At 60.9% G+C, this 23,578-nt stretch carries 29 protein-coding genes; 14 read left to right on the top strand and 15 right to left on the bottom strand.

Annotated elements, in window-relative coordinates:
- The first annotated feature begins 63 nt into the window (after positions 1 to 63).
- The 4 genes from K3177_RS05230 to K3177_RS05215 all read left to right on the top strand — a co-directional run bounded on the left by K3177_RS05230 (position 64) and on the right by K3177_RS05215 (position 3,564).
- Positions 64 to 927 (top strand): glycoside hydrolase family 16 protein, encoded by an 864-nt coding sequence (locus K3177_RS05230; RefSeq protein WP_345725356.1) that lies wholly within the window; start codon positions 64 to 66, stop codon positions 925 to 927.
- Between the two features lie 75 nt (positions 928 to 1,002).
- Positions 1,003 to 2,460: a cytochrome ubiquinol oxidase subunit I gene (locus tag K3177_RS05225; protein WP_221597388.1), complete on the top strand. Its 1,458-nt coding sequence runs from the start codon at positions 1,003 to 1,005 to the stop codon at positions 2,458 to 2,460.
- Complete coding sequence (gene cydB / locus K3177_RS05220; protein WP_221597387.1) at positions 2,450 to 3,457, top strand: cytochrome d ubiquinol oxidase subunit II; 1,008 nt, start codon at positions 2,450 to 2,452, stop codon at positions 3,455 to 3,457. Before K3177_RS05225 ends, cydB begins: the two co-directional genes overlap by 11 nt.
- The gene (locus K3177_RS05215) at positions 3,415 to 3,564 is read left to right on the top strand and encodes a DUF2474 domain-containing protein (protein WP_221597386.1); all 150 of its coding nucleotides are present in this window, start codon (positions 3,415 to 3,417) and stop codon (positions 3,562 to 3,564) included. The genes cydB and K3177_RS05215 overlap by 43 nt, the downstream gene beginning before the upstream one ends.
- Here K3177_RS05215 and hemF read toward each other — a convergent pair whose 3' ends face one another.
- The gene (hemF, locus tag K3177_RS05210) at positions 3,565 to 4,422 is read right to left on the bottom strand and encodes an oxygen-dependent coproporphyrinogen oxidase (RefSeq protein WP_221597385.1); all 858 of its coding nucleotides are present in this window, start codon (positions 4,420 to 4,422) and stop codon (positions 3,565 to 3,567) included. It lies immediately after the preceding gene.
- A 45-nt stretch (positions 4,423 to 4,467) separates the two neighbouring features.
- Here hemF and pdeM point away from each other — a divergent pair, with 45 nt between their 5' ends.
- From pdeM to K3177_RS05185, 5 genes are all read left to right on the top strand, one after another.
- The gene (gene pdeM / locus K3177_RS05205) at positions 4,468 to 5,172 is read left to right on the top strand and encodes a ligase-associated DNA damage response endonuclease PdeM (RefSeq protein WP_221597384.1); all 705 of its coding nucleotides are present in this window, start codon (positions 4,468 to 4,470) and stop codon (positions 5,170 to 5,172) included.
- Positions 5,173 to 5,307: 135 nt separating this feature from the next.
- Positions 5,308 to 5,826, top strand: a complete 519-nt coding sequence (infC, locus tag K3177_RS05200; protein WP_103024566.1) for a translation initiation factor IF-3 — start codon at positions 5,308 to 5,310, stop codon at positions 5,824 to 5,826.
- A 69-nt stretch (positions 5,827 to 5,895) separates the two neighbouring features.
- Positions 5,896 to 6,480, top strand: a complete 585-nt coding sequence (locus K3177_RS05195; protein ID WP_221597383.1) for a hypothetical protein — start codon at positions 5,896 to 5,898, stop codon at positions 6,478 to 6,480.
- Between the two features lie 194 nt (positions 6,481 to 6,674).
- Positions 6,675 to 7,982 (top strand): cystathionine gamma-synthase family protein, encoded by a 1,308-nt coding sequence (locus K3177_RS05190; RefSeq protein WP_221597382.1) that lies wholly within the window; start codon positions 6,675 to 6,677, stop codon positions 7,980 to 7,982.
- Positions 7,983 to 8,095: 113 nt separating this feature from the next.
- Complete coding sequence (locus K3177_RS05185; RefSeq protein ID WP_345725355.1) at positions 8,096 to 8,875, top strand: ATP-grasp domain-containing protein; 780 nt, start codon at positions 8,096 to 8,098, stop codon at positions 8,873 to 8,875.
- A gap of 80 nt (positions 8,876 to 8,955) precedes the next feature.
- Here the strand turns inward: K3177_RS05185 and K3177_RS05180 are convergent, their stop codons facing one another.
- Positions 8,956 to 9,489, bottom strand: a complete 534-nt coding sequence (locus K3177_RS05180; protein WP_221597381.1) for a J domain-containing protein — start codon at positions 9,487 to 9,489, stop codon at positions 8,956 to 8,958.
- Between the two features lie 155 nt (positions 9,490 to 9,644).
- On the opposite strand from K3177_RS05180, the gene K3177_RS05175 reads away from it, so the two are divergent.
- Positions 9,645 to 9,794, top strand: coding sequence for a hypothetical protein (locus K3177_RS05175; RefSeq protein WP_221597380.1), 150 nt, complete (start codon positions 9,645 to 9,647; stop codon positions 9,792 to 9,794).
- 62 nt (positions 9,795 to 9,856) lie between these two features.
- Here K3177_RS05175 and pal read toward each other — a convergent pair whose 3' ends face one another.
- The 7 genes from pal to galE all read right to left on the bottom strand — a co-directional run bounded on the left by pal (position 9,857) and on the right by galE (position 15,434).
- The gene (gene pal, locus K3177_RS05170) at positions 9,857 to 10,366 is read right to left on the bottom strand and encodes a peptidoglycan-associated lipoprotein Pal (RefSeq protein WP_103024562.1); all 510 of its coding nucleotides are present in this window, start codon (positions 10,364 to 10,366) and stop codon (positions 9,857 to 9,859) included.
- 74 nt (positions 10,367 to 10,440) lie between these two features.
- On the bottom strand, positions 10,441 to 11,838 hold the full coding sequence (gene tolB, locus K3177_RS05165; protein ID WP_234003233.1) for a Tol-Pal system beta propeller repeat protein TolB: 1,398 nt from the start codon (positions 11,836 to 11,838) through the stop codon (positions 10,441 to 10,443).
- Positions 11,835 to 12,695, bottom strand: coding sequence for an energy transducer TonB (locus K3177_RS05160; protein WP_247714227.1), 861 nt, complete (start codon positions 12,693 to 12,695; stop codon positions 11,835 to 11,837). The genes tolB and K3177_RS05160 overlap by 4 nt, the downstream gene beginning before the upstream one ends.
- A 4-nt stretch (positions 12,696 to 12,699) precedes the next feature.
- A complete protein-coding gene (locus tag K3177_RS05155) occupies positions 12,700 to 13,176 on the bottom strand; it encodes an ExbD/TolR family protein (RefSeq protein WP_196847776.1) in 477 nt (158 codons plus the stop codon).
- Positions 13,176 to 13,874, bottom strand: a complete 699-nt coding sequence (gene tolQ / locus K3177_RS05150) for a protein TolQ (RefSeq protein ID WP_221597379.1) — start codon at positions 13,872 to 13,874, stop codon at positions 13,176 to 13,178. Before tolQ ends, K3177_RS05155 begins: the two co-directional genes overlap by 1 nt.
- Positions 13,871 to 14,335 carry a YbgC/FadM family acyl-CoA thioesterase gene (locus tag K3177_RS05145; protein ID WP_103024558.1) on the bottom strand — a complete coding sequence of 155 codons (465 nt, stop codon included), beginning with the start codon at positions 14,333 to 14,335 and terminating at the stop codon, positions 13,871 to 13,873. The genes tolQ and K3177_RS05145 overlap by 4 nt, the downstream gene beginning before the upstream one ends.
- Positions 14,336 to 14,423: 88 nt before the next feature.
- On the bottom strand, positions 14,424 to 15,434 hold the full coding sequence (gene galE, locus K3177_RS05140) for a UDP-glucose 4-epimerase GalE (protein WP_221597378.1): 1,011 nt from the start codon (positions 15,432 to 15,434) through the stop codon (positions 14,424 to 14,426).
- A gap of 136 nt (positions 15,435 to 15,570) precedes the next feature.
- On the opposite strand from galE, the gene K3177_RS05135 reads away from it, so the two are divergent.
- Together K3177_RS05135 and K3177_RS05130 are read left to right on the top strand one after the other, a co-directional pair.
- Positions 15,571 to 16,179 carry a hypothetical protein gene (locus tag K3177_RS05135; RefSeq protein ID WP_221597377.1) on the top strand — a complete coding sequence of 203 codons (609 nt, stop codon included), beginning with the start codon at positions 15,571 to 15,573 and terminating at the stop codon, positions 16,177 to 16,179.
- Complete coding sequence (locus K3177_RS05130) at positions 16,176 to 17,315, top strand: M14 family metallopeptidase (RefSeq protein WP_103024556.1); 1,140 nt, start codon at positions 16,176 to 16,178, stop codon at positions 17,313 to 17,315. Before K3177_RS05135 ends, K3177_RS05130 begins: the two co-directional genes overlap by 4 nt.
- A gap of 9 nt (positions 17,316 to 17,324) precedes the next feature.
- Here K3177_RS05130 and K3177_RS05125 read toward each other — a convergent pair whose 3' ends face one another.
- From K3177_RS05125 to K3177_RS05105, 5 genes are all read right to left on the bottom strand, one after another.
- Positions 17,325 to 17,498, bottom strand: coding sequence for a hypothetical protein (locus tag K3177_RS05125; protein ID WP_173830077.1), 174 nt, complete (start codon positions 17,496 to 17,498; stop codon positions 17,325 to 17,327).
- 71 nt (positions 17,499 to 17,569) lie between these two features.
- Positions 17,570 to 18,589 carry a S66 peptidase family protein gene (locus K3177_RS05120; protein WP_221597376.1) on the bottom strand — a complete coding sequence of 340 codons (1,020 nt, stop codon included), beginning with the start codon at positions 18,587 to 18,589 and terminating at the stop codon, positions 17,570 to 17,572.
- The gene (locus K3177_RS05115) at positions 18,586 to 18,990 is read right to left on the bottom strand and encodes a cytidine deaminase (RefSeq protein ID WP_196847772.1); all 405 of its coding nucleotides are present in this window, start codon (positions 18,988 to 18,990) and stop codon (positions 18,586 to 18,588) included. The genes K3177_RS05120 and K3177_RS05115 overlap by 4 nt, the downstream gene beginning before the upstream one ends.
- 10 nt (positions 18,991 to 19,000) lie before the next feature.
- Complete coding sequence (locus K3177_RS05110) at positions 19,001 to 19,729, bottom strand: glycoside hydrolase family 25 protein (RefSeq protein ID WP_221597375.1); 729 nt, start codon at positions 19,727 to 19,729, stop codon at positions 19,001 to 19,003.
- A 9-nt stretch (positions 19,730 to 19,738) separates the two neighbouring features.
- On the bottom strand, positions 19,739 to 20,242 hold the full coding sequence (locus K3177_RS05105) for a UPF0262 family protein (protein ID WP_221597374.1): 504 nt from the start codon (positions 20,240 to 20,242) through the stop codon (positions 19,739 to 19,741).
- Positions 20,243 to 20,381: 139 nt separating this feature from the next.
- On the opposite strand from K3177_RS05105, the gene K3177_RS05100 reads away from it, so the two are divergent.
- On the top strand, positions 20,382 to 21,902 hold the full coding sequence (locus tag K3177_RS05100; protein WP_221597373.1) for a replicative DNA helicase: 1,521 nt from the start codon (positions 20,382 to 20,384) through the stop codon (positions 21,900 to 21,902).
- A gap of 1 nt (position 21,903) precedes the next feature.
- Here the strand turns inward: K3177_RS05100 and K3177_RS05095 are convergent, their stop codons facing one another.
- Positions 21,904 to 23,085: a phospholipase D-like domain-containing protein gene (locus K3177_RS05095; RefSeq protein WP_221597372.1), complete on the bottom strand. Its 1,182-nt coding sequence runs from the start codon at positions 23,083 to 23,085 to the stop codon at positions 21,904 to 21,906.
- Positions 23,086 to 23,193: 108 nt separating this feature from the next.
- On the opposite strand from K3177_RS05095, the gene rpoZ reads away from it, so the two are divergent.
- Positions 23,194 to 23,538: a DNA-directed RNA polymerase subunit omega gene (gene rpoZ, locus K3177_RS05090; RefSeq protein WP_103024549.1), complete on the top strand. Its 345-nt coding sequence runs from the start codon at positions 23,194 to 23,196 to the stop codon at positions 23,536 to 23,538.
- Positions 23,539 to 23,578 lie beyond the last annotated feature (40 nt).

Genomic DNA, 23,578 nt, shown 5'->3' with positions numbered 1-23,578 from the left:
ACACTGGCCAAATCCCTGATCCCATACGATGAGAACGTTAACAAAGAACGAGGGAGAAATGTTGTGATCCGAACTGCACTCATATGCGCAGCGGCAGCCTGCCTTGCTGCACCATCGCTGGCGGCGCAGGAGCCAAGCGGTGATCGTACGCTCGTATGGTCGGATGAATTCAACCAGGCCGAACTCGATCGCACGAAGTGGGGCGTTATCGGCACGGACTTCTGGGTCAATAACGAACAACAGGCCTATGTGGATGACCCGGCCGTACTGTCGATCGTCGATGGGGTGTCGGGCGCCGATGGAGGCGCGCTGATGCTACGCCCCGTATTCGAGCCGGGCGTAGATCCCCATCCCGAACGCAAGGCGGATTTTCTATCCGGCCGGGTGGAAAGCCAGAACAAGTACGAATTCACATATGGCCGTGCCGAAGCCCGCATCAAAATGCCAGACGCCGATGGCGTTTGGCCAGCTTTCTGGCTGCTCGGTAACGATGCTTGGCCCGGCACCGGCGAAATCGACATCATGGAATATGTTGGCGAGAAGGACTGGGTTGGTGTCGCCCTGCACGGCCCTGGTTACTCCGGCGAAACTCCGCTGGTAAACAAGTTCTACTTTTCCGAAGGTGAAGATGTAACGGGCTGGCACGTCTATGCGGTTGAATGGAAAAAGAATGAGATCCTGTTCCAGGTCGATGGCCACACGCTGTACCGCGTGACGCGCCCTATGGTCGAAAATTACGGAAAGTGGGCATTCGACAATCCCAAATACCTGATCCTGAATTTCGCGATGGGCGGGGCCTATCCGTTCAAGACAAACGGCATAGAAAAACCCTATAACGGCGTTCCGCAATCTACGGTCGACAAGGTCAAGTCGGGCGAAGTGGCGATGCTCGTCGATTGGGTCAGGGTTTACGCGCCCGAAGAATAAGGTTGCGTTGCGCGCAACATGCGGTGCGTGCACATAGCTGGAAATGATTGGGGCGACCGGCTAGGGCGATAAACCATGTTCGATGGCTTTGACGCTTTGCTGCTCGCCCGGATCCAGTTTGCCTTCACGGTGAGCTTCCATTTCATATTTCCGGCCTTGTCGATCGGGCTGGCGAGTTACCTCATGGTGCTCGAGGGCTTGTGGCTGAAAACCGGCAAGCAACTCTATCTCGACCTGTTCAAATACTGGCTCAAGATCTTCGCAATCACTTTCGCGATGGGCGTCGTGTCCGGCATCGTGATGAGTTATCAGTTCGGGACGAACTGGGCCGTGTTTTCAGACAAGGCCGGGCCAGTAATCGGGCCATTGATGGCTTACGAGGTGCTTACGGCATTCTTCCTTGAGGCGGGTTTTCTCGGCGTCATGCTTTTCGGTATGAACAGGGTTGGGAAAGGCCTGCACTTCGCGGCTACATTTATGGTCGCGTTCGGCACCTTCGTATCTGCATTCTGGATCCTCTCGGTCAATAGCTGGATGCAGACCCCGGTCGGGTTCGAGATGGGCGCCAATGGGCAGTTCCTGCCCGGCGAGAGCTGGTGGAATATCGTCTTCAGCCCGAGCTTTCCCTATCGCCTGGTCCATACGGTGCTGGCTGCCTACCTTACCACCGCGTTCGTCGTTGGTGGTGTCGGCGCATGGCACCTGCTGAAAGATCGGACGAATGCGCACGCACGCAAGATGTTTTCGATGGCCATGTGGATGGCAGCATTGGTGGTGCCGATCCAGATATTTGCGGGCGACATGCACGGCCTCAACACTCTGGAACATCAGCCGCCAAAGGTGATGGCGATGGAAGGGCATTTCGAAAGCCATCCGGACGGTGCCCCTCTGTATCTCTTCGGCATTCCGGATCAGGATGCGCAAGAACTCAGATATGCCATCGGCATCCCCAAACTCTCGTCGCTCATCCTCAAGCATGATCCGGACGCACCGCTGGATGGGCTGGACACCGTGCCGCGCGACGAACAGCCGCCAGTGGCTGTGGTTTTCTGGACCTTCCGCATCATGGTCGGCTTGGGATTCGCCATGCTTGGCGTAGGCCTATGGAGCCTTTTCGCCAGAATGCGGGGCAAACTATACGACTGGAAATGGTTGCACCGTGCCGCCCTGCTCATGGGGCCGAGCGGCTTTATCGCTGTCATCGCCGGCTGGGTCACCACCGAAGTCGGCCGGCAGCCGTGGGTGATTTACGGTCTTTTGCGAACAGCCGATGCGGCCAGCCCGCTTGATGCCCCGGCAGTCGGGGCATCCTTGCTCGCTTTCGTTATCGTCTACTTTACGGTTTTCGGCGTGGGCGTCTGGTATATCCTGCGACTGATGAAGGCACCGCCTCATGCCGGGGAAAAGGGCGTGAAGCGAACCGAGAAGGGGCCCGTGCGGATCGCCGGTATCACACCCGGGCCGACGCAAAATCCGGGTCACAATCCCGACACCCTCCCTTCGAACCACGAGGAGGCAGACGATGGCCGTTAACGTCGATCTCACCGTCGTCTGGGCTTTTATCATCGCCTTCGCGGTTTTCGCCTATGTGGTCATGGACGGCTTCGATCTGGGGATCGGCATCCTGTTCCCAAGCTTCGAAGTCGGACGCGAGCGAGACCGGGCGATGAATTCGATCGCACCGGTGTGGGACGGGAACGAGACGTGGCTTGTGCTCGGCGGCGGCGGCCTGTTCGCCGCGTTCCCGCTCGCCTACGCCGTAATTCTTCCCGCAACCTACCCACTCATAATTGCCATGCTACTGGGGTTGGTGTTTCGCGGCGTGGCTTTCGAGTTCCGGTGGCGCGACCCTTCGCATCGACGCCTCTGGGACTTCGCCTTCACCGGCGGCAGCCTGGTGGCTGCGATGGCACAGGGGATGACCCTTGGCGCGCTGCTGCAAGGCATTGATGTCGTCGACCGGGCCTACGCGGGCAGCTGGTTCGACTGGTTCACCCCATACACGCTCCTTACCGGGATCGGCACGGTAGCCGGTTATGCGCTGCTCGGTGCTTGCTGGCTGGTATGGAAACTCGATGGCGAAGCGCAGGCGCACGCCCGCACGCTGGCGAAGCGCGCAGCATGGGCTACTCTCATCCTCATGGGCGGTGTAAGCGTCTACAATCTCGGGCTACGACCCGAATATGCAGACCGCTGGCTGACCGCACCCGAAATCTATTTCGCTGCTCCCGTGCCGATCCTGACAGGACTTATAGCGCTCGCGCTGCTTCGCTCGCTGTCGGTGGAGCGTCATTCAAAGCCATTTTGGCTCAGCCTTGCGCTGTTCTTTTTCGGCATGGCAGGACTGGGCGTTACCATGTGGCCGTACGTGGTCCCACCGGGGCTCACCATATGGGATGTTGCCGCGCCCGAACGCAGCCAGATATTCATGCTGATTGGCGTCAGCATTACCATGCCGCTGATTATCGCCTATACCGCCTGGGCCTATTGGGTGTTTCGTGGCAAGGTCGGAGACGAAGGCTACCATTGACGCAGGCTCCTCTCTGGAAGCGCCTCGCCTGGATGGCAGCGATCTGGCTGGCGAGCGTAAGCGTCCTCGGCGCGGTCGCTTACGTCCTGCGCTTTTGGCTTAGCTGATCAGCTCCACACCGCTTCGGGCGGCAGGCTCATCAAAATGGCGTCGATATTGCCCCCGGTCTTCAGTCCGAACAAAGTCCCGCGGTCGTAGACCAGATTGAATTCGGCGTAACGGCCGCGCCATTCCAGCTGGGTCTGCTTGTCTTCGGGCGTGAATTCGGTTTCCATTCGGCGGCGGACAAGCGAGGGAAAAACATCCAGAAAGGCCTCACCCACGTCCTTCGTGTAAGCAAGATTCCGTTCGAATGCAGCCTCGTCTTCGCATTCCAGGTGATCGTAGAAAATGCCGCCGACCCCGCGATGCACACTACGATGCGGGATATAGAAATAATCGTCGGCCCATTTTCTGAAGCGTTCGTAATAGGTCGGGTTATGTGCTGAGCAGGCGGCACGAAAACGCGCGTGAAACTGTTCCGTATCCTCTTCATACGGGATCGGGGGATTCAAGTCCGCCCCGCCCCCGAACCATGCCTTCCCTGTGGTCAGGAAGCGCGTGTTCATATGTACCGCGGGAACATGCGGATTGGCCATATGAGCTACCAGACTGATACCCGTCGCAGTGAAGCCGGGGCTTTCGGCGCTGGCGCCATTGATCGTACCTGCAAACTCGGGCGCGAAATTTCCGCGAACAGTCGACACGTTTACGCCGACCTTTTCGAAGACCTTGCCTTTCATCAAACCGCGCGTACCGCCGCCAGGATCTGAATTGCCTTCTTCCTTACGGCTCCAGCTGTCGTATCGGAAACTCGCCTCCGAACCTGCCTCGCGCTCGATCGCTTCGAACTCGGTGCATATGCGATCGCGCAGGTTTTCGAACCATTTGCGGGCGGCGTCGGTTTGCTGTGTCCAGTCGGTCATGCCAAAGGCCTTGCCATCGCACTTTGGCTACGGCAATAGCTAGCTATGGTTCCCCTTTCGTTCGCCGGTGAGGAATGGCTCCTGACAGAGGGCCGCGCGCTGTATTGGCCGCGTGAACGCGCGCTACTAGTCGCCGACCTGCACCTCGAGAAAGGGAGCTTTTTTGCAGGTCACGGGCAGATGATCCCGCCTTACGATAGCAGAGAGACACTGGAACGTGTTGCACTCGCCATTCGCGAAACAGGCGCGCGCCGTGTTATTACGCTTGGAGACAATTTTCATGATTCCGACGGATCTGCGCGGCTCGAGCCTCATGCCTGCGGGATGCTCGAGGCTTTGACGAAGGCCGTCGACTGGGTGTGGATCACGGGCAATCACGATCCGCACATGGATGCGCGATGTGGCGGTGTTCTGGTGGAAGAACTCGAATTGGGGGGCGTTGTCTTGCGCCACCGAGCGCACAAGGGTGAGACCCGACCTGAGCTGTCGGGCCATTACCATCCGCGTCTGCAACTCAAAATCCGCCATCGCAACATCCGTCGGCCATGCGCTGTCGTTAGCGCGAACGACGGGGCGGACGGGAAGCCATCCGGTCGGATGATATTGCCGGCCTTCGGCGCTTATACGGGCGGAATGAATGCGGCCGATCCAGCCATCCTTGCGGCGCTTCAACCGGCCGAGCGGATCGATGCCGTGGTACCCGCAAAAGGCCAGTTGGCCCGGTTCAATTTGTGGAATCGCGCTGCTTAAGCGCAACGCCGCAGCGATAAACTGCGCCCCATTCGCATAACACACTTCCGAATCCTCGGAACAATGCCTACATGCGCCCTTTCTAGTACGGCCACCAAAGGAGATTGCCCCATAGCCCGTCCACCCCGCCGTAGCATGCAGATGCCCGTGAAAAGCGGCCCTCGCTACGATAACATGATCAATGTGCCGAAGGTCCGCGTGATCGATCACGAAGGTGAGAACCTCGGCGTTATGTTCACCCGCGAAGCTGTCGAGCAGGCCAACGAACTCGGCCTCAACCTCGTCGAAGTGTCCCCCAACGCGGACCCGCCGGTGTGCAAATTCCTCGACGTCGGCAAATATCGCTACGAGGCGCAGAAAAAGGCGAACCTCGCGCGAAAGACGCAAAAGACGCAGGAAATCAAAGAGATCAAGATGCGCCCGAACATCGATGATCACGATTACGATGTGAAAATGCGCAACGTCGTCAAGTTCCTCGAGAACGGTGACAAGGTGAAATGTACCCTGCGTTTCCGTGGTCGTGAAATGGCCCATCAGCAACTCGGCATGGACCTGCTCAACCGCGTTCGTGACGATGTTGAAGAAATCGCCAAGGTCGAAGCCTTCCCGCGGCTCGAAGGCCGCCAGATGGTCATGGTGCTGGCTCCCAAATAGTCAGCCGATAACGCAATCAAAAGCGACGAACCGGGGAACGCGAATGGCGTCTCCCCGGTTTTTCTTTGCATGAAACATGCGTCCATTCTCGCCGTGGCCTGCAGTCTCGCGCTAACGGCATGCAACCAGTCCGAAACAGATCAGGACAGCCCGGCGACCACCCCGGCAAGTGGATCTTCCGTGGAGGTCGCCCTTCCTGCTCCGACCCAGGCTACTGGGCAGATGACAGGTGGAGAGAACAATGGTTCGCCCGATCTCTCCCCCGCCCCCCTGACTCCTGAGGCGGAACGCGGTGAAACAGGGGCTCGCAACGTTTTGCTGTCCTTTGCCCGCGCCATTGAGCTGCGCGAGTTCGATCAAGCGTGGGAAATGCTTGACGAGGGTGATCAGCAAAGGTGGAGCAAGGCTCAATGGCGCGCCTTATTCGCCGATCTCGGCAAGATCACGGTAGCAGTCCCGGATGGCTCCATGGAAGGCGCGGCCGGATCATCCTATTACACCAGTGAGGCCACCATAACGGCAAACGACAAGGATGGTCGTCCCATTCGATATGAAGGCCCCATCGTCCTTCGCCGCGTCAACGACGTGCCAGGCGCCAGTGCCGCCCAACTTCGCTGGCATATCGACAGCGTCCAGCTCGACTGGACACACTAGGCTGTTGCAGATGCAAGCCTGACCCTGCTCGCCATGCGCGGGCCTAGTTGAACGCGATCACGAAGCAAACTAGTGGGATCGCTACAAGCGACGGTTGGCGGAGAAGCGTTCCTGCGGAGGTTAGGAACGGGTGCCGCGATCATTCGATCAGCTCCCGCCTTCCTGGGAGCGTGTTTTAGGAAGGATGCTCCCCAATGAGCGATCACGATATCGACCCCACCTCGCCCCGCATGGCGCCCAAGCCGGAAGTGACCAAGATCGGTGGCCGCGAACTCAAGCCCAGCACACTGATGATGGGTCACGGCTTTGACCCGGTGCTGTCGGAAGGTAGCCTCAAACCGCCGATCTTCCTGACGTCCACCTTCGCGTTCCCAAGCGCTGCCGATGGGAAACGCCATTTCGAAGGCATCACCGGCAAGCGCCCAGGCGGTTCGGACGGCTTGGTCTATTCGCGCTTCAACGCCCCCAATCAGGAAATCCTCGAGGATCGCCTTTCCGTTTGGGACGGCGCCGAAGACGCGCTGAGTTTCTCGAGCGGCATGACGGCGATCTGTGTCCTGATGCTGGCCTATGCCAATCAGAACGATGTCATCGTGCATTCCGGTCCGCTTTATGCAGCGTCTGAAGGCTTCGTTGCCAAGGTGCTTGCACGCTTCGGCATCACCTATGTCGATTTCCCCGCCGGTGCCACGCGCGAAGACATCGACGCAGTGCTCAGCAAAGCGAAGGCGCAAGCCAAATCGCAGGGCGGCAACGTCTGCATGGTGTATCTCGAAAGTCCCGGCAATCCGACAAATGCTCTGGTCGATGTCGAAGCCGTCCGCGCGGCCGTCGATGAGGCTGGGCTCGACTGTCCGATTGCCATCGATAACACCTTCCTTGGTCCGCTTTGGCAGCGTCCGCTCGACCAGGGCGCGGACATCGTGGTCTATTCGCTGACCAAATATGTCGGCGGCCATTCCGACCTCGTCGCGGGCAGCATCGCCGGAGCGAAGAAATGGATGGACCCGGTCCGCATGCTTCGCAACACGATGGGCGGCATCTGCGATCCCAACACCGCATGGATGCTTCTGCGCTCGCTCGAGACGGTCGAACTTCGCATGCAGCGGGCCGGAGACAATGCAGCGCGGGTTTGCGATTACCTTGCCAAGCACCCCAAGGTCGAAGGCCTAGGCTATCTTGGCATGATAAAGGATGCCCGCCAGCAGGATATCTATGATCGCCATTGCAAGGGCGCCGGCAGCACTTTTTCACTACTGCTAAAAGGCGGAGAGGCCGAGTGCTTCCGCTTTCTCGACAGTCTGAAAATTGCCAAGCTCGCCGTCAGCCTTGGCGGAACAGAAACTCTGGCAAGTCACCCGGCTTCGATGACTCACCTTTCGGTCGCGGAAGGACGCCGCGCGGAACTCGGAATTTCCGATAATCTGGTACGGATCAGTATCGGGATCGAGGATCCGGACGATCTGATCGCCGACTTCGAACAGGCGCTGGAGGCAGTCTGACACGCATCGGTTTTCTCGCCTGCGCGGAAACGCTTCCCAATGGCGGCCCCCGTCGCGGAGATGCATTCGAACATGATCTCGAGGTCGGCGCCCTACGACCGGCCTTCGAGACCGTGGGGCTCACGCTGGTCGAGATCGACTGGCGGGCCCCGCTCGAATGTTTCGACGACATTGCCTTGGTGCTGCTCGGAACGGCGTGGGACTACCAGGATCACGCTCAGGATTTTCTTGCCAAACTGGATGCTCTTGCGGATCGCGGCGTCCTAATATGCAACTCCCCCGAGATCGTTCGTTGGAACGCGAACAAGCGGTATCTGGAAGAGCTAGCGGATAGAGGCGCCACGACGGTCCCGACACTCTGGCTCGACGATGTCGATCGTGCCGGCATCATCCGCGCGATGGATGAATTCGACACCGATCGCATCGTCGTGAAGCGACAGATTGGTGCTGGGGCTCTCGGCCAGCATAGCTTCAGCCGAACTGAACTGCCCCGAGAAGATTGGGCCATGAGGCATGCCTGCATGGTGCAGCCCTTCCTCCCGAGCATTGTACAGGAAGGCGAATATACCTTTGTCTTCATCGAAGGGTGTTTCAGTCACGGCGTGCTGAAGCGCGCAAGCGAAGGGGACTACCGGATCCAATCGCTCTACGGCGGCATCGAATGCGATTATGTGCCGAGCGAACAGGATCTCGCGACAGCAGAGGCAGTGGTAGCTGCGCTACCCTTCGACCGCCCACTTTACTGCCGCATCGATATGGTCCGGCTCGCTTCAGGCGAACTTGCGGTCATGGAAGCGGAAATGATCGAACCCTATCTCTACCCCGTGCAGGGACCGCAGTTGGGTGAGAAGATGGCCAAAGCGATTCTCGCACGCGTGACTGACCTGCCCTGAAAGAAGACGCCAGGAACCGAACCGTACAGTTACCTTGCAGACAGGAAACACCACTCAGCTTGGCGCCGAGCGCTAACGTATTAGCCCCGCCATTCGCGGCGCTCTTCCGCCGATTTCAGCACTTCGTAAGCCAACTGCAGCTTCTGGAACTCTGCCGCGGCCTGCTTGTCGCCGGGCTTCACGTCGGGATGCACCTTTTTGACTTTTTCCCGCCACGCTTTCTTTATCGCACCGAACTCGACATCGGCTTCGAGTTCGAGAACTTCGAGCGCGCGCATTTCATCCGCGCTGCGCGAACCATCGCCGCTGCCGCTCCAGCCATAATGTTGGGCTTCGGCATAGCCTGCGTTCTCACTGCGCTCGGTCTGCGCGCGAGCTTCCTTTTCGGCTTTGTCGAGTCCTTCGAAATAGTCCCACTTCTGATTATATTCGGCGGCATGCTTCTGGCAAAACATCCATCGTTCTGGGCTGTTCGGCGCCTTCGGGGCGGGACAATTGCCAGGCTCTTCACAGCCATGCCGGTCGCACAGCCGCACGGTGGTAGCTTCGCGGGCAGAGCCATATCCGCGCCAGCGCGGAAATCCCCAATCGTTGGACCTACGCGGTTTAACCACGGCGAATATATGTCGTTTGTCGATTGGGCATCGCGGTCAATCTAGGGGCGCTGGCAAAAGGTACAAGATCGGTTAATTCAGTTTCATTATGAAATGTTGCAATGCAACCAAGACGATTTATATGATTTGCCGCAACGCATCGAACGGATGATAAAATGAGCAAACAGCTGACGATTTCCGCACTGGCGGCATCGATATCGATGGCATTGTTCGCATTAAGTGCGGGTTTCGGCGCATTCTCCATCGACAATCCGGCGCACTTTGCCAGCAGAGCGCCGCTGATCGAACTTTACGCAGGTCAGTGACCCGCCATTGCAGTTCAACCGACTGTAAAAGGGCTCCCAACTCGGGAGCCCTTTCGTCTTAGTCAGTTGATCGTGACCGTCGCTGCGCGGCGGTTCTGTGCCCAGGCAGCCTGGTTCGACCCCAGGGCAACCGGACGTTCCTTGCCATAGCTGATCGTGCGGATGCGGTTAGCCGGGACGCCGACCGAAACGAGATAGTTCTTTGCGGCATTTGCGCGGCGTTCACCCAGCGCGAGGTTGTACTCACGCGTGCCACGTTCGTCGGCATGTCCTTCGATGGTGAAATTCACCTGCGAATACTGGCTGAAATACTGCGCCTGACGCTGCAGTTTGGCCTGGTCTTCGGCATCGATATTATATTGATCGGTGTCGAAGTAGACGACCGTGTTCTGCTGTCCCACCGCATCGATGAAATGCTGCTGCGAACCAACACCCGGACCCGAGGGTGCCGGTGCCGGAGCCGGCGCAGTTTCTGTCGGCGGCGGCGGAAGTTCTTCCGGTGCTTTCTTCTGGCAAGCGGCAAGCGCGATGGTCGATGCAAGCATCAGGCCGGTGGCAACACGAGTATTCATAGGCTGTCCCCTTTTAAACAGCTTGGTTGATCGTTATCCGCCAAGGATCCATTCCCTGTCATAACTCAATGCAGTTATGGCAGAATCGGTCCCCAAGCCGGATCGGATGCATCGACGGGCGTCGGGAGCTGGCGTAGGTTTTCACCCGTAAGATCGACTTGATACAGCGCTGCCTTGCCGCTGTTGCGTTCGGTACGGAAGAACTGGATGATGCGGCCGTTCGGCGCCCAGGTCGGGGCTTCATCCTGCCAGCCATTGGTCAACACCCGAACATTGCCGCCGGATGGTGTCATGACAGAAATGTTGAACGTGCTTGAGTTGGTGAAAGCAATCTGGTCGCCGCGCGGGCTCCACTCCGGGGTCGCGCAGCGCGAACCGCCGAAGCTGATCCGGCGCTGGTTCGTCCCGTCGGCATTCATGACATAGCATTGCTGTGCGCCGGACCGATCGCTTTCGAACACGATCTGGCGGCCATCGGGCGAATAGGAGCCGCCGATATCGATGCCTGGCGTGTCGGTCAGGCGAATGCTCTCGCCCCCACGTGCCGAAACGCGATAAATATCCGTATTGCCGCCCACTGCCATCGAATAGAGCAACCAGTTTCCATCAGGGCTCCAGCGCGGGGCGAACGTCGGGTTGTCGCTCTGCGTGATCAACGTCTGACGACCGGTTCCGATGTCATAGACGTAGATGCGCGGATTGCCGTCGACATAGCTGAGATAGGACAGCTTCTTGTAGTCTGGCGAATAGCGCGGCGTCAGCGCCGTCGAACGACCGGTCGTAATGAACCTGTGGTTGGCACCATCGCTATCCATGATGGCCAGGCGTTTGCTGCGATTATCCTTCGGTCCGGTCTCTGCGATATAAGCAATCCGGCTGTCGAAGAACGGGCTTTCGCCAGTCAGACGCGAATAGATAAGGTCGGAACACTTGTGCGCCGCACGACGCCAGTCTGCCGGGGGAACCACCCAGCCTTCACGAACGAGTTCGCTCCGCAGCGCCATGTCGTAGAGATAACAGCCGACCGTAAGCTTGCCGTCGGTGCGTCCGCGCACATAGCCGTGAACGAGCATTTCTGCCCCGCGGTTCGACCAAGTCGGAAAATTCGGCGAAGTGATTTCGTTGAACGTGGGCTGCGGAAGGGAATCAGGACCTGTTGGCTTGAATAGCCCGTTGTTACGCAAGTCGGCCGTGATCACCCGGGCCAGTTCCTTGCCGAGAGCTGCCGTTCCGGACGAATTGGCAGGCGTCGATACATCGCGATCTGTCGCGAAGCCCGGAATGGCTATGCCAAGATCGTCGAGATTACCCTCGAAACTGACCGATCCCGAAAGGCCTTCTCCCTCATCGATTGTTTCGACCACTCCTCCTTCGGGAAGCGGCTGCCCTAGATCCTGGTTCTGAACCGCCTGATCCTGGGCGGAAAGGGGTGCGGCGAGAAGCGCCGCGGCGGCAAAGAGAACATACTTCACTGGGCCAATCTCCAGTCGAAATCCACGGTGATGACTTTCCATGCCTCATAATACTCCTGAGGCAGATCGAAGGGTGCAGCCAATTGAACGGCTCTTACAGCTTGCTCTCCATGGCGGCCGGCCTGAGCGCGGTTGGTGTCGGTGACACCCCGCTGCCCGGCGACGCTCGGGGCACCGGCCAGCGAACCGTCCGGATTGAGGCTGAAGCGTACCTTGGTGACAATCTTTTCGACATCGGGACCGCTCGGCGGCTGCCAGTGTGGCCGAAGCTGTCGGGCGACAGCCTGAAACAGCGAAGCCTTCGTGCTGGCACCGATTTGCGATGCCGGGGCTCGCGTTTCGTTTGTGCGGCTGCTGTCCCCGGCCCCTTCAAGGAAATTGTCGCCCAGACGCGAGCCACCACTGCGCTGGCTGGTCTGGCGTTGAGGCTGCGGTTGCGGCTGCGCGCGCGGCGGTTGTGCCTGGGGCTGCGTCCGTTGCGGTTCCGGCCGACGCGCCCTTGGCGCTTCCGTACGAGGTTGCGGCGATGGCGCCCGCGTTTCGCGCTGCGGCTGCGGCGCCGGAACCGGACGTTCCACCTGAGGCGGCGCAGGTTGTTGCTGCTCCGGTGCCGGAGCCGGATTGACGTCCATAGTCGGCGCCGTCGAGGCGCGACTTTCCGTTACCGGGTCGGGCGCCGTTGCTTCCATGCCGACATCTTCCGCCAGACTTACGGTCATTCGCTGCGGTGGATCGATAGCTGGCGCCGGAAACAGGCCTTGCACGATAAGAATGGCGAGAAGCGCGACATGCAGCACGACCGCGACGATCAGCCCGGTGCGCTCCTCTGCTCTGATGCCCACTCTCTCCATCGGCATGCGGCTATTCCGCGCCAGATGAACGGTTGTTGACCGATGCAGGGGTTGCGCTGTTTGTGATCAGCGAAATCCGATTGAGACCCGCACGGTTCAATTCCCCCATCACTGCCATCACCCGCCCGTAATCCAGCGCACGATCGGCACGCAGGGTAATGTCGGGGCCTTCCCCGCCCGCACGAGGCAGACTTTCGAGCGCCTGCGGCAAACCGCCGAGTTCGACCGGTGCGTCGTCGATATAGACATAGCCGGCCTCGTCGATGCTGATGGTCACCTGCTGCTGCTCATTGGAAAGCTGGGCGGCGCGGCTGTCGGGCAGGTCGATCGGCACCCCGGCCGTCAATAGCGGGGCAGTGACCATGAAAATGATCAGTAGAACCAGCATGACATCGACGAACGGGGTGACGTTGATCTCGCTCATGGGGCGACGGCGACCGCCGCGCCCGCGTCTCGCACCGCGAGATGAGGCTAGCCCCATCGCCATCAGCGCGCCTCCAGCTGGCGGCTGAATGTTGCGTTGAGCTTATCTGCGAAGCGCTGCAGACGCGCTTCATAACGATCAACGCGGTGGCTGAAGCGGTTGTAGGCGATGACAGCCGGTATTGCGGCGAACAGGCCGATTGCGGTCGCGAACAGGGCTTCCGAGATACCGGGAGCGACGACGGCCAGCGAGCTGCTTTCCTGCGCGCCGATCTGGAAGAAGCTGTTCATGATGCCCCAGACCGTACCGAAGAGGCCCACAAACGGCGCAACCGAACCCACGGTCGCGAGGAAATTCAACCGCTCGGCGATCTCGTCGGTTTCATGGGCGATCTGGCTGTCCATGGCGGTCGTGATACGACCCCGGAGCGCTTCGGGATCGCGCACCGCCGTCTTGGTTGATCGGCGATATTCGGACACGGCGGCCTGGGCCACGCGAGCAACCGGGAGATCCTTCTTTCCGCGTTCGGACGCCAAGCTGTCGAAGCTGTCCGCCTGCCAGAACTCGCTCTCGTATTCGATGGTTTTGGTGCGCAGCTTGGCGACGCGCAGGCTGAAGCTGACTATGATCATCCATACCCATATGCTGGCGAGCAGCAGGCCGGTCATGACCAGCTGGACGACGATGTCGGCATCGAGAAAGAGACGGATCGGATCGAGCCGGGTCGGTGCCGCGGCGGCCAATAGTGTAAGCGAGCTCATTGTTCCCCTTGCTCGGCAAATTGCGCGAAAGCCGCGCGCCATTCCTCAGGCTGGCGTTTTGGCCGGCCTTCGGGTGAAACGAAGCCGACGCGCAAATGTGCCTCGGCCAGAAGTTCGCGCTGTTTACCCGCCAACCTGAACGCAAGCTGGTGCATGCGGCAGGAGGCCGCCTTCAGCTCGGTACAGCGCGTTTCGATGAGCACATCGTCATCGAGCCTGGCGGGGCGCAAGTATTTGAGATTTATCGCCGAAACGGCGTACGCCCCCTCCCCCGCCTCGATCGCGGCGCGCTGATCGATATCGAGGCGGCGCAGCAGATCGCTGCGGGCCCGTTCGAACCAGCGCAGGTAATTGGCGTGGTAGGTGATCCCGGACAGGTCCGTGTCTTCGTAATAGACGCGTACGGCATAGAGGTGGGTATCACCTTCGAGCGTTCCGTCCGGGAGATTGGGCAGTGTCATGGGCAAGGGCGCCCTTTAGACGAGGCTGGAGTCCCGCGGCAATGGAGAACGACGAACCGACGTGTTGGCGCGGCCAAGCGGGAATACATCACTTTCCGCGCAGGTCGGAGAGCTTGCGTTCCCATTGAAGTGCATGCGTGATGATATCGTCGAGATCGGCGTATTGCGGCTGCCACGGCAGGACCGAGCGGATGCGCGAAGGGTCCGAAACCAGTTCGCCCGGGTCCCCCGCACGACGCGGCACCAGATGTCGATCAAACGTATGATTGGTCACCCGAACAACGGCATCGAGCACTTCGAACACCGAAAAACCGCGCCCGTAACCGCAGTTCATGGTCAGCGAACGGTCGGGCTCGCTGATGAGAGCTTCGAGCGAGAGCAGATGAGCGGCGGCCAGGTCGCTGACGTGGATGTAGTCGCGCACGCCAGTACCGTCGCGCGTGTCGTAATCGGTGCCGAAGACGGACACGCTGTCCCGCTTGCCCGTCGCCGCTTCGCAGGCGACCTTGATCAGATGCGTCGCCCCGGCCGTCGACTGGCCGGTGCGCCCCTGAGGATCGGCGCCCGCGACATTGAAATACCGCAGCGCGCAATAGTTGAAACCATGCGCCGCGCTGGCATCTGCGAGCATCTGTTCGGTCATCAGCTTGGACCAGCCGTAAGGGTTGATCGGCTGTTTGGGGCTGTCTTCCGAAACCGGCGAGACTTCGGGCGTGCCGTAGGTCGCAGCAGTGGAACTGAAGATGAAATGCCGGATGCCGCCAGCAACCGCCGCTTCGATCAGCGCGCGGCTTTTGACGGTGTTGTTGTCGTAATATTTCAGCGGATTTTCGACCGATTCCGGGACCACGACGGACCCTGCAAAATGCATGATGGCCGCGATGCCCTGTTCTGCGAAAATGCGCGTCAACAGGGACGCATCGGCAATGTCGCCTTCGTAAAGTGGCACATCGTCAGGCACGGCAAAGGCAAAGCCGGTCGACAGATTGTCGATCACCGCCACCGGCCAACCAGCATCGCGCAAGGCAAGGACCGCGTGACTGCCGATATACCCGGCCCCGCCGGTCACCAGGACGGGCACTTTTCGAACGTCGTTCATGGCGCGCGGAGTTAGCACAAGATCAGGACGCGGCAACGCTTCACGCGAGCCTCGACGGTTCGCGGTGCAGATTTGCCTGCCCATGCGTTGCAGGGAAAGACAGAAATCTCAGACAGACGTGAGAAGGATCGCCCACATGAAACCTCTACCCATTGCTCTTGGCCTTGCCGCTGCACTGACGCTCGGCGCCTGCACCACCACGCCCACGGGTCCCGTCGAGGTAACCCGGTTCGTTGCCGCCGATCGCACGGCCGAGCTGGGCCGCGGGAGCATCTTCGTCGAGAGCGCCGCCGGGCTGGAGGGCGATAGCCTGACGCTGTCACCCTACAAGGCGGCCGTTGCCGACGAGCTGCGCCGTCTCGGCTATACCGAAAGTGCGCGCGAAGGCGCGGGTCAGGTCGCGCAGGTTTCGGTGGAACGCTACATGCTGGGAAGCGGCGGACGCCGCAGTCCGGTCAATGTCGGTGTGGGCGGTTCCACGGGCAGCTACGGGTCGGGCCTGGGACTTGGGATCGGCATCAATCTTGGCGGCGGACAGAAGGATCGGCTGGGTACGGAAATGGCCGTAACCATCCGCAACAAGGCAACCGGCGAGAGCATCTGGGAAGGCCGCGCCGATTTCCAGGCACCTGAAGATTCGCCCCTTGCACGCGGACCCGCGAACGCCCAGACGGTCGCCTCCGCGCTGTTCCGGGACTTCCCCGGCAACAATGGCGAAACAATAGAAGTAGAGGTTTCCGAGTGAGTGATATCCGGATCGATTCCGCGTTCGACAGCGGCAATATCGAAGTGCTGTCGGTTAACGGCGCCAGCGCCAGGCTGGCGATCCCGAAAGACACGAACAGCGATTTCAAACAGTGGTTTCACTTCCGCGTTTCGGGCGCGGCAGGCCGCGAACTGGAACTGAACATCACCGGGCTGGAAGAAAGCGCCTATCCCGGCGGCTGGCCCGGTTACGATGCCTGCGTGTCCGAAGATCGCGATTACTGGGGGCGCGCCGCGTCCAGTTACGACAAGAATGCGGACGGCGGTACGCTGACGATCCGTTATCTGCCGGCAAGCGACGTGGCGTGGTTTGCCTATTTCGCGCCCTATTCGATGGAACGCCATCACGATCTGATCTCGGAAGCGGCCGCTTCGGAAGGCGTCGACTACGTTCACCTCGGCACCACGCTCGACGGGCAACCGATCGATTGTCTCGAGATGGGCGAAGGCGAGTTCAAGGTTTGGCTCTATGCCCGCCAGCATCCCGGCGAAACGCAGGCGGAATGGTGGATGGAAGGTGCGCTGGAAGTGCTGACCGACCCCGCCGACAGCGTGGGCCGTCTGCTCCGCGAGAAGTGCCGCCTGCATCTGGTGCCCAACTGCAACCCCGATGGTTCGAAGCGCGGCAATCTGCGCGTCAACGCCGCCGGTTCGAACCTCAACCGCGAATGGGCCGAGCCCAGCGCGGAAAAATCACCGGAAGTACTCGCCATTCGCAACCGGATGGATGAAACGGGCGTTGATTTTGCCATGGATGTCCACGGCGACGAGGCGATCCCGGTCAGCTTCCTCGCTGGTTTCGAAGGCATCCCGAGCTGGACCGACCAGCAGGGCGATGGATATTACAGCTATGAGGCGATACTCGACCGCCGCACGCCGGATTTCCAGACCGAACAGGGCTATACCAAATCGGCCCCCGGCAAAGCCAATCTGGCGATGAGCACCAATCAGGTGGCCGAACGTTTCGGCGCCACGTCGATGACGCTGGAAATGCCGTACAAGGACAATCCGGCCAGCCCCGAACCCGAGCAAGGCTGGAGCCCCGAACGCTGCAAGATGCTGGCGCGCGACTGCCTGGCCAGCTTGCTCGAATGGCTGGAAACCCGCGAGGGCTGAGCGAAACGCTCAGCCTTCGAGGATTTTCTGGGCGACCTCTTCGATCGAGCCGGTAACGAGAAGCGGCTGGCCACCGACGATCCCGACGGTGGTCTGGCCGTTCTCGGCCGCGCGCAGCCACGCGATATTCGAGGCGACGACGAGATAGTTCCCGCCGCGCGAATTGAGGGCAACGAATTTCATAACTGGGGAGTCTCCTGATGCAGCGGGAATACCCTGCATCGCTCAAGGAGCGGTTAACGGGGGTACCGTAATCAGGCCACGGCGGGATGGAGCATCCGCAGGGTTCGCGCCGTAGCATCGAATTCCACGTCGACGCCGACCGGCAGGCTCAACTGGTTACCGACGTGGCCGGTGTCGAAGCCGGCAATTGCCGGTTTGCCAAGCGCACCAAGGTATTGGTCGATGACGTCGTCGAGCGTGAAGGTATCGCTGCCCGGTGTCGGGGAACCGCAGCGGGTGCACTGGCCGAAGATCACCCCACCCACACGGTCCAGGATTCCGCCAAGCTTCAACTGCTGGAACATGCGATCGACGCGATAGGGGTCTTCGTTGATGTCTTCCACGAAGAGGATCGCACCGTCGAAGTCGGGCAACCAGCCCGTGCCCATCAGGGTCGACAATATGGTGAGATTTCCCCCGAGGAGGCGCCCGCGGGCCGTGCCGCCGGTCAGCGTGCGCGCCGGGCGACCGACGGCATCTTCCACATCCGCCCCGCCGAGGACCGGCGTGCCCGCGGCAAATGCGATCTGCCACAGGCTGTCCCAGCTTTCCTTCTGCCAGCTGCTCGCCCCATTGGGTGCGTGCAGGGTCGCAAAGCCCGCCCGGGCAGCGATGGCAAGATGCAGCGCAGTCGTATCGCTGTAGCCGATCAGCAGCTTGGGGTTGTCACGAATCCGGTTCCAGTCAAGCAGGGGCAGGATGCGCGCCCCGCCCCAGCCCCCGCGTATGGCGAAGATGGCGCGGACATCCGGATCCGCGAACATTGCATCGAGATCGCTTGCCCGTGCGGCATCAGTTCCGGCAAGATAGCCATATTGTTCGCCGACATGCTGCCCCAGCTTCGGCACCAGTCCCATGCCGGTGATCCAGTGGATGGCACGGTCCAGTTCGTCCGGCAGGGTCAGAGCGCTGGCAGGCGCGACCAGCCCGACCGTATCGCCTGCGCACAGACGTGGCGGTTTGCGGCCAGCTTTCGCAGACAAGGAACCCGGCATGAGCGCCGCCCCCGCCAGCCCACCCAGCAGGCCAAGCGCGGTGCGGCGCGCGATCATGCGAGGCTCGCTGGGCCGAATGCGTGCGGCAGCAGATCCGACAGGCGCAGCCTGCGCACTTCGTCCGGGCCGACACAGAGAATTTCAGGATCGGTCCCGCCAAGCTGTGCAAGTTCGTTGAGCACCTGGCGGCAACGACCGCAGGGCGTGATCGGATCTGTGCCCGGACCGGTCACAGCAACCGCTTCCAGCCCGCCGCGCGCGCCATCGGCCATGGCCTTGGACACCGCGACCGTTTCAGCACATAGGGCCAGGCCGTAGCTGGCGTTTTCGATATTCGTTCCGGTCACGATGCTGCCATCTGCAAAACGTAGCGCCGCGCCGACTGGAAATTTCGAATAGGGCGAATAGGAGTGCTGTGCAGCCTGGCGCGCGGCATCGATAAGTTCCTGGTCGGTCATCGTTCAGTCCTCAGGGCCGGACAACGACCCAGCGCAGTGGTTCCTGCGCAGCTTCGGTCTTGTACCAGCGATTGGCGGTCCACATCAGCCACGGCCTGCTTGCGTAATCGGGTTCGACCCAGCTGCGGGTAAGCCATAGCTGACGGTCGAACCGGCGCGACGGCGCATAGGCGGCTTCGAATTCTTCTACCGGCGCGAGGATGGCGGGTTTGCCGCTATGCGCCTCGATCTGGTTGACGAGCGTGGTCAGCTCGCTCTGCACCGCGGCATCCGACACGCGCGACGGGCACTGGTCGGCCGTCGTTTCCAGCAGAATGACCGGAGGCAGGAGGTCGCTGTCGCGCGGTACCATGGTGACGAAATTGGCCGACTGGCCATCGGCCACGGCGCAGGGATCGAAACGGTGCGTCGCCCCCACCGCGAGCCCTGCGGTGCGTGCACGGGCGAGGTTCTGCCCGAATGCGATATCCTTGCGGCCGGCCCCGTCGCTTGCTTCCAGATAGACGAATTTGGCGCCAAGGCCCGCAATGGTGCCGAAATCGACCGCGCCATCGGCGGCGCCCACCAGCGCGCCCTGATCGGCCCAGACCGCCTCGTCCGGCCGCCAGCTGCGACCCTTGTGCCACGCATAGGCACCGGCGACGAGCAGCAGGACCAGCACCAGCAGCACGATCTTTCCCACCCGCGGGAACAGCCTTTTCGCCCCGGCCCTGCGCCGTCCGCGTCCGCGCTTAGCCATACTTACCCCTCAGCCCTTGATATGCAGTACGCAGATGAGCGTGAAGAGGCGCCGCGCAGTGGCGAAATCCGTTTCGATCTTGCCCTCCAGCCGCTCAACCAGCAGCTCTGCCGCGCGATTGTGAATGCCCCGGCGCGCCATGTCGATCGTCTCGATTTCCATCGGCGTCGCTTTGCGAATGGCCTGATAATAACTGTCGCAGATGGCGAAATATTCGCGGATCGGCCGCCGGAAGCGCGCCAGACCGAGCAACAGTTCTTCCAGCAGCTGATCGTCCTGATCGGCGATCCGCATCAGCAGGCGCCCATCGCGAACCGCAAGGGTCAGGCGATAGGGCCCGGCTGCGCCGCGTTCCACCGCGCGCACCGGCTTGAACAGGTTTTCCTCGATCAGATCGAAGATGGCGATCCGCCGTTCCTGCTCGATATCGGCATTACGCCAGATGATCGTCTCTTCATCGAGCTCGATATGCGCGATGCGATGGTCGCCCGGAGAAGATGCTGAATCGGTCATGCCTGCGCGCTGCTTTCGCAGAGATAGGCGGGTTGCGGCAAGGGGCTCGCGAAGTGTCCCCACTATCCACAGGGCGAAATGAAAATTTAGCGGCCTAATTTCCTTGTCACCACGACCCCGCGGCAGGCATCAGACGCGCATGGCCGATACCGATCTCCTCTTCCGCAACGACGATTCGACCGATGCCAGATCGGCGAAAGGTCCCGTGCTGCCCGCCAACCTGGAAGCGGAAGCGGCCTTTCTGGGCGCCGTGCTGATCGACAACAAGGTGATCGAGGAACTGACCACGCCGCTGATGGCGGATCATTTCCACGAGCCGGTGCACCAGCGTATCTATGAACGCGTGCTCAAGCTGCTGGACCGCAATTCGGTGGCGACGCCGGTTACGCTCAAGCCCTATTTCGAGAGCGACGAGGCGCTGAAGCAGCTTGGCGGCACGACCTATCTGGCGCAGCTGACGGCCGACGGCCAGGGCCTGCTGCACCCGCGCGAACTGGCCGACCAGATCTATGACCTCGCGCTGCTGCGCGAACTGGTAAGCGTGGGGCGCAATCTCGTGGAAGGGGCGCTGGACACGTCGGACGAGGTCGAACCGCTGCGCAAGATCGAGATGGCCGAGGCCGATCTTTACCGCGTGGCCGAGGGCGCGACGACGGGCAGCGAGGCGCAGACCTTCCGCAAGGCGGCGTTCGGCGCGCTGGAAGTGGTTCAGGCGGCGATGAATTCGGGGGGGCGCTTTTCGGGCAAGACCACCGGCCTCGACACGATCAACGACAAGACCAGCGGCCTGCACAATTCGGACCTCGTGATCCTTGCCGGGCGCCCGGCCATGGGCAAGACCTCGCTCGCCACCAACATCGCCTTCAATGCGGCGCGGCGGCTGATGGACGATCTCAAGACGGGAATCGAGGCCGACAAGTCGCCCGGCGCGGGCGTTGCTTTCTTCAGCCTGGAAATGAGCGCCGACCAGCTGGCCACGCGTATCCTGGCCGAACAAGCGGAAATCTCGAGCGAGAAGCTGCGTTCGGGCAAATTGAGCCGGGAGGAGTTCCAGCGCCTGTCCTTCGCCAGCCAAGAGCTGACCGACCTGCCGCTCTATATCGACGACACCCCGGCGCTGACCATCGGCGCGCTGCGGACACGGGCGCGGCGCCTGAAGCGGCGCCACAATATCGGCCTGGTGATCGTCGACTATCTGCAGCTGCTGCAGGGTTCGGGCCGTGCAAGCGACAACCGCGTGAACGAAATCTCGGAAATCAGCCGCGGACTGAAAACGCTGGCGAAGGAACTGCACGTTCCGGTGATCGCCCTGTCGCAGCTTTCACGCCAGGTCGAACAGCGCGAAGACAAGCGCCCGCAGCTGGCCGACCTGCGCGAATCCGGCTCGATCGAGCAGGACGCCGACATGGTGTGGTTCATCTTCCGCGCCGAATATTATCACAACGCGACCAAGCCCGACACGCCCGACGAAACCAGTTCGGAAGAAGTGCGGATGAAATACGCCGAATGGGAAGCGCGCCATCTGGAGCTGGTCAACAAGGCGACCCTGATCGTGGCCAAGCAGCGGCACGGTTCAACCGGCAATGTTCCACTGCTCTTCCACAGCGAGTTCACCAAGTTTTCCAGCCCGGAAGTGCGGAACTACGAGGAATACGAGTAGGTCAGATCCCCAGGTTCAGGCGCCTGGTAACGGTGTAGTCGATCACCGATACCAGCAGCCAGCTGAGGTTCCAGCGAATGCGGTTCCAGACCGTCGCGCGCTGCTTGTGAAGCGGTATCGAAATGCGTTCGGACGCCTCGATGTGCCAGCTGATGAAGTCGCGTATGCGATCAGCCAGGGCGGCATCGTCAACCTTCAGCACCAGTTCGAGATTGATGTAGAGGCTGCGCATGTCGAAATTCGCGCTGCCGAGATAAACCGAATCGTCCAGCACGATCAGCTTGGTGTGCAGCTTGCATGGCGCGAATTCCCAGATCTGCGCCCGTTTCGAAAGCAGATAGCCATAGAGCGAGCGGCTGGCGCCGATCGTGGCGCCATTGTCCGATTTGCCGGCCATCACGAGGCGCGTCGCGCCTTTCTGCGCGATCCGGCCCATCCTGCGCAGCAGCTTCCTGGGCGGGCTGAAATAGGCCATGAACATATCCAGGCGATCGCCGGACACGAGATCGTCCGACACGCAGCGCGCCCAGCTGGATAAACCACGCGTCGGACCGCCGACCAGCCATGTCGTGCGGGCCTGTTTCCATTCCCAGTCGCGGACCGTGCGCGCGATTTCCCGGGCGTGCTGCTCTTCACGTTCGGTCCATTGGCGCAATTTGGAATACCAGTCGTTCAGGCCTTCAACCGCAGATCCTTCGATCACGATGCCGAGATCGTTCCACCCGTTTTCGGCCGGAGGAGCAAAGTAATCGTCGGCAATGTTAAAGCCCCCGAACATCGCTTTCCTGCCATCTGCGATGACCATTTTCTGGTGGTTGCGGATGAGATAGCGCCGGGTCCACTTAGCCGAGAAGCACAGGAACTCGCCGCCCGCTTCTACCAGAGGCTGCAGAAACGCATCGGTCGCATCGGCGCCGAAACGATCCACGATGAGGGTGACCCGGACCCCGCGCCTTGCCGCCGCAACTAGCGCATCGCGAAATTGCGTGCTGACCGTATCCTCGGCAAATATGTAGAAGCAGACGTCGAGACTTTTCCGTGCGCCGGCGACGAGATCGAACAACGCCTTACGCCTGTCCTCCCCGCCCGGATAGAAAGCGAGATGCTGGCCCGCTGCATCCATTTCGAAAGGCTCCGGATCGGTAAAGTCCGCGCCGGGGCTGGCCGTTTCGATGTCTCCCATACTTCCGGCCTTACTCGCTTGCTGACGGGTGGCAATCCTTGACTGTCGGCCCCCGAACGCTTAAGTGGCGCACTTTCCCGGAATCACTTGATTTGCATCGGAGTGCCAATGGCGCGCGTTACTGTCGAAGACTGCGTAGACAAGGTCCCCAACCGTTTCGATCTCGTCCTGCTGGCTGCCCAGCGGGCGCGTGAGATTTCTGGTGGTGCGGAAATGACCGTCGATCGCGATCGCGACAAGAACCCGGTCGTTGCCCTGCGCGAAATCGCCGAGCAGACGGTCAAGCCGAAGGAACTGCACGAAGCTGCGGTGACCAACCTGCAGAAAATCCTTCCGGACGACGATGACGAGATGGATGAAGTGGGTTCGCTGAGCCAGTCCGCAGAAGCACTGCGGATCACCGCTTCGGCACCGACCCGTTCGACCTCTATCGGCGCCGACTACGACGGCTGATCCGAGCAGGCTTGCTGAAAAATAGTGGAAAGGCCGCCCG

It is taken from the genome of Qipengyuania pacifica (genome assembly GCF_019711555.1).
Classification (GTDB): Bacteria; Pseudomonadota; Alphaproteobacteria; order Sphingomonadales; family Sphingomonadaceae; genus Qipengyuania; species Qipengyuania pacifica.
Note: the sequence above shows the minus strand (reverse complement) of the source record. Positions and strands in the feature narration are given on the sequence as shown.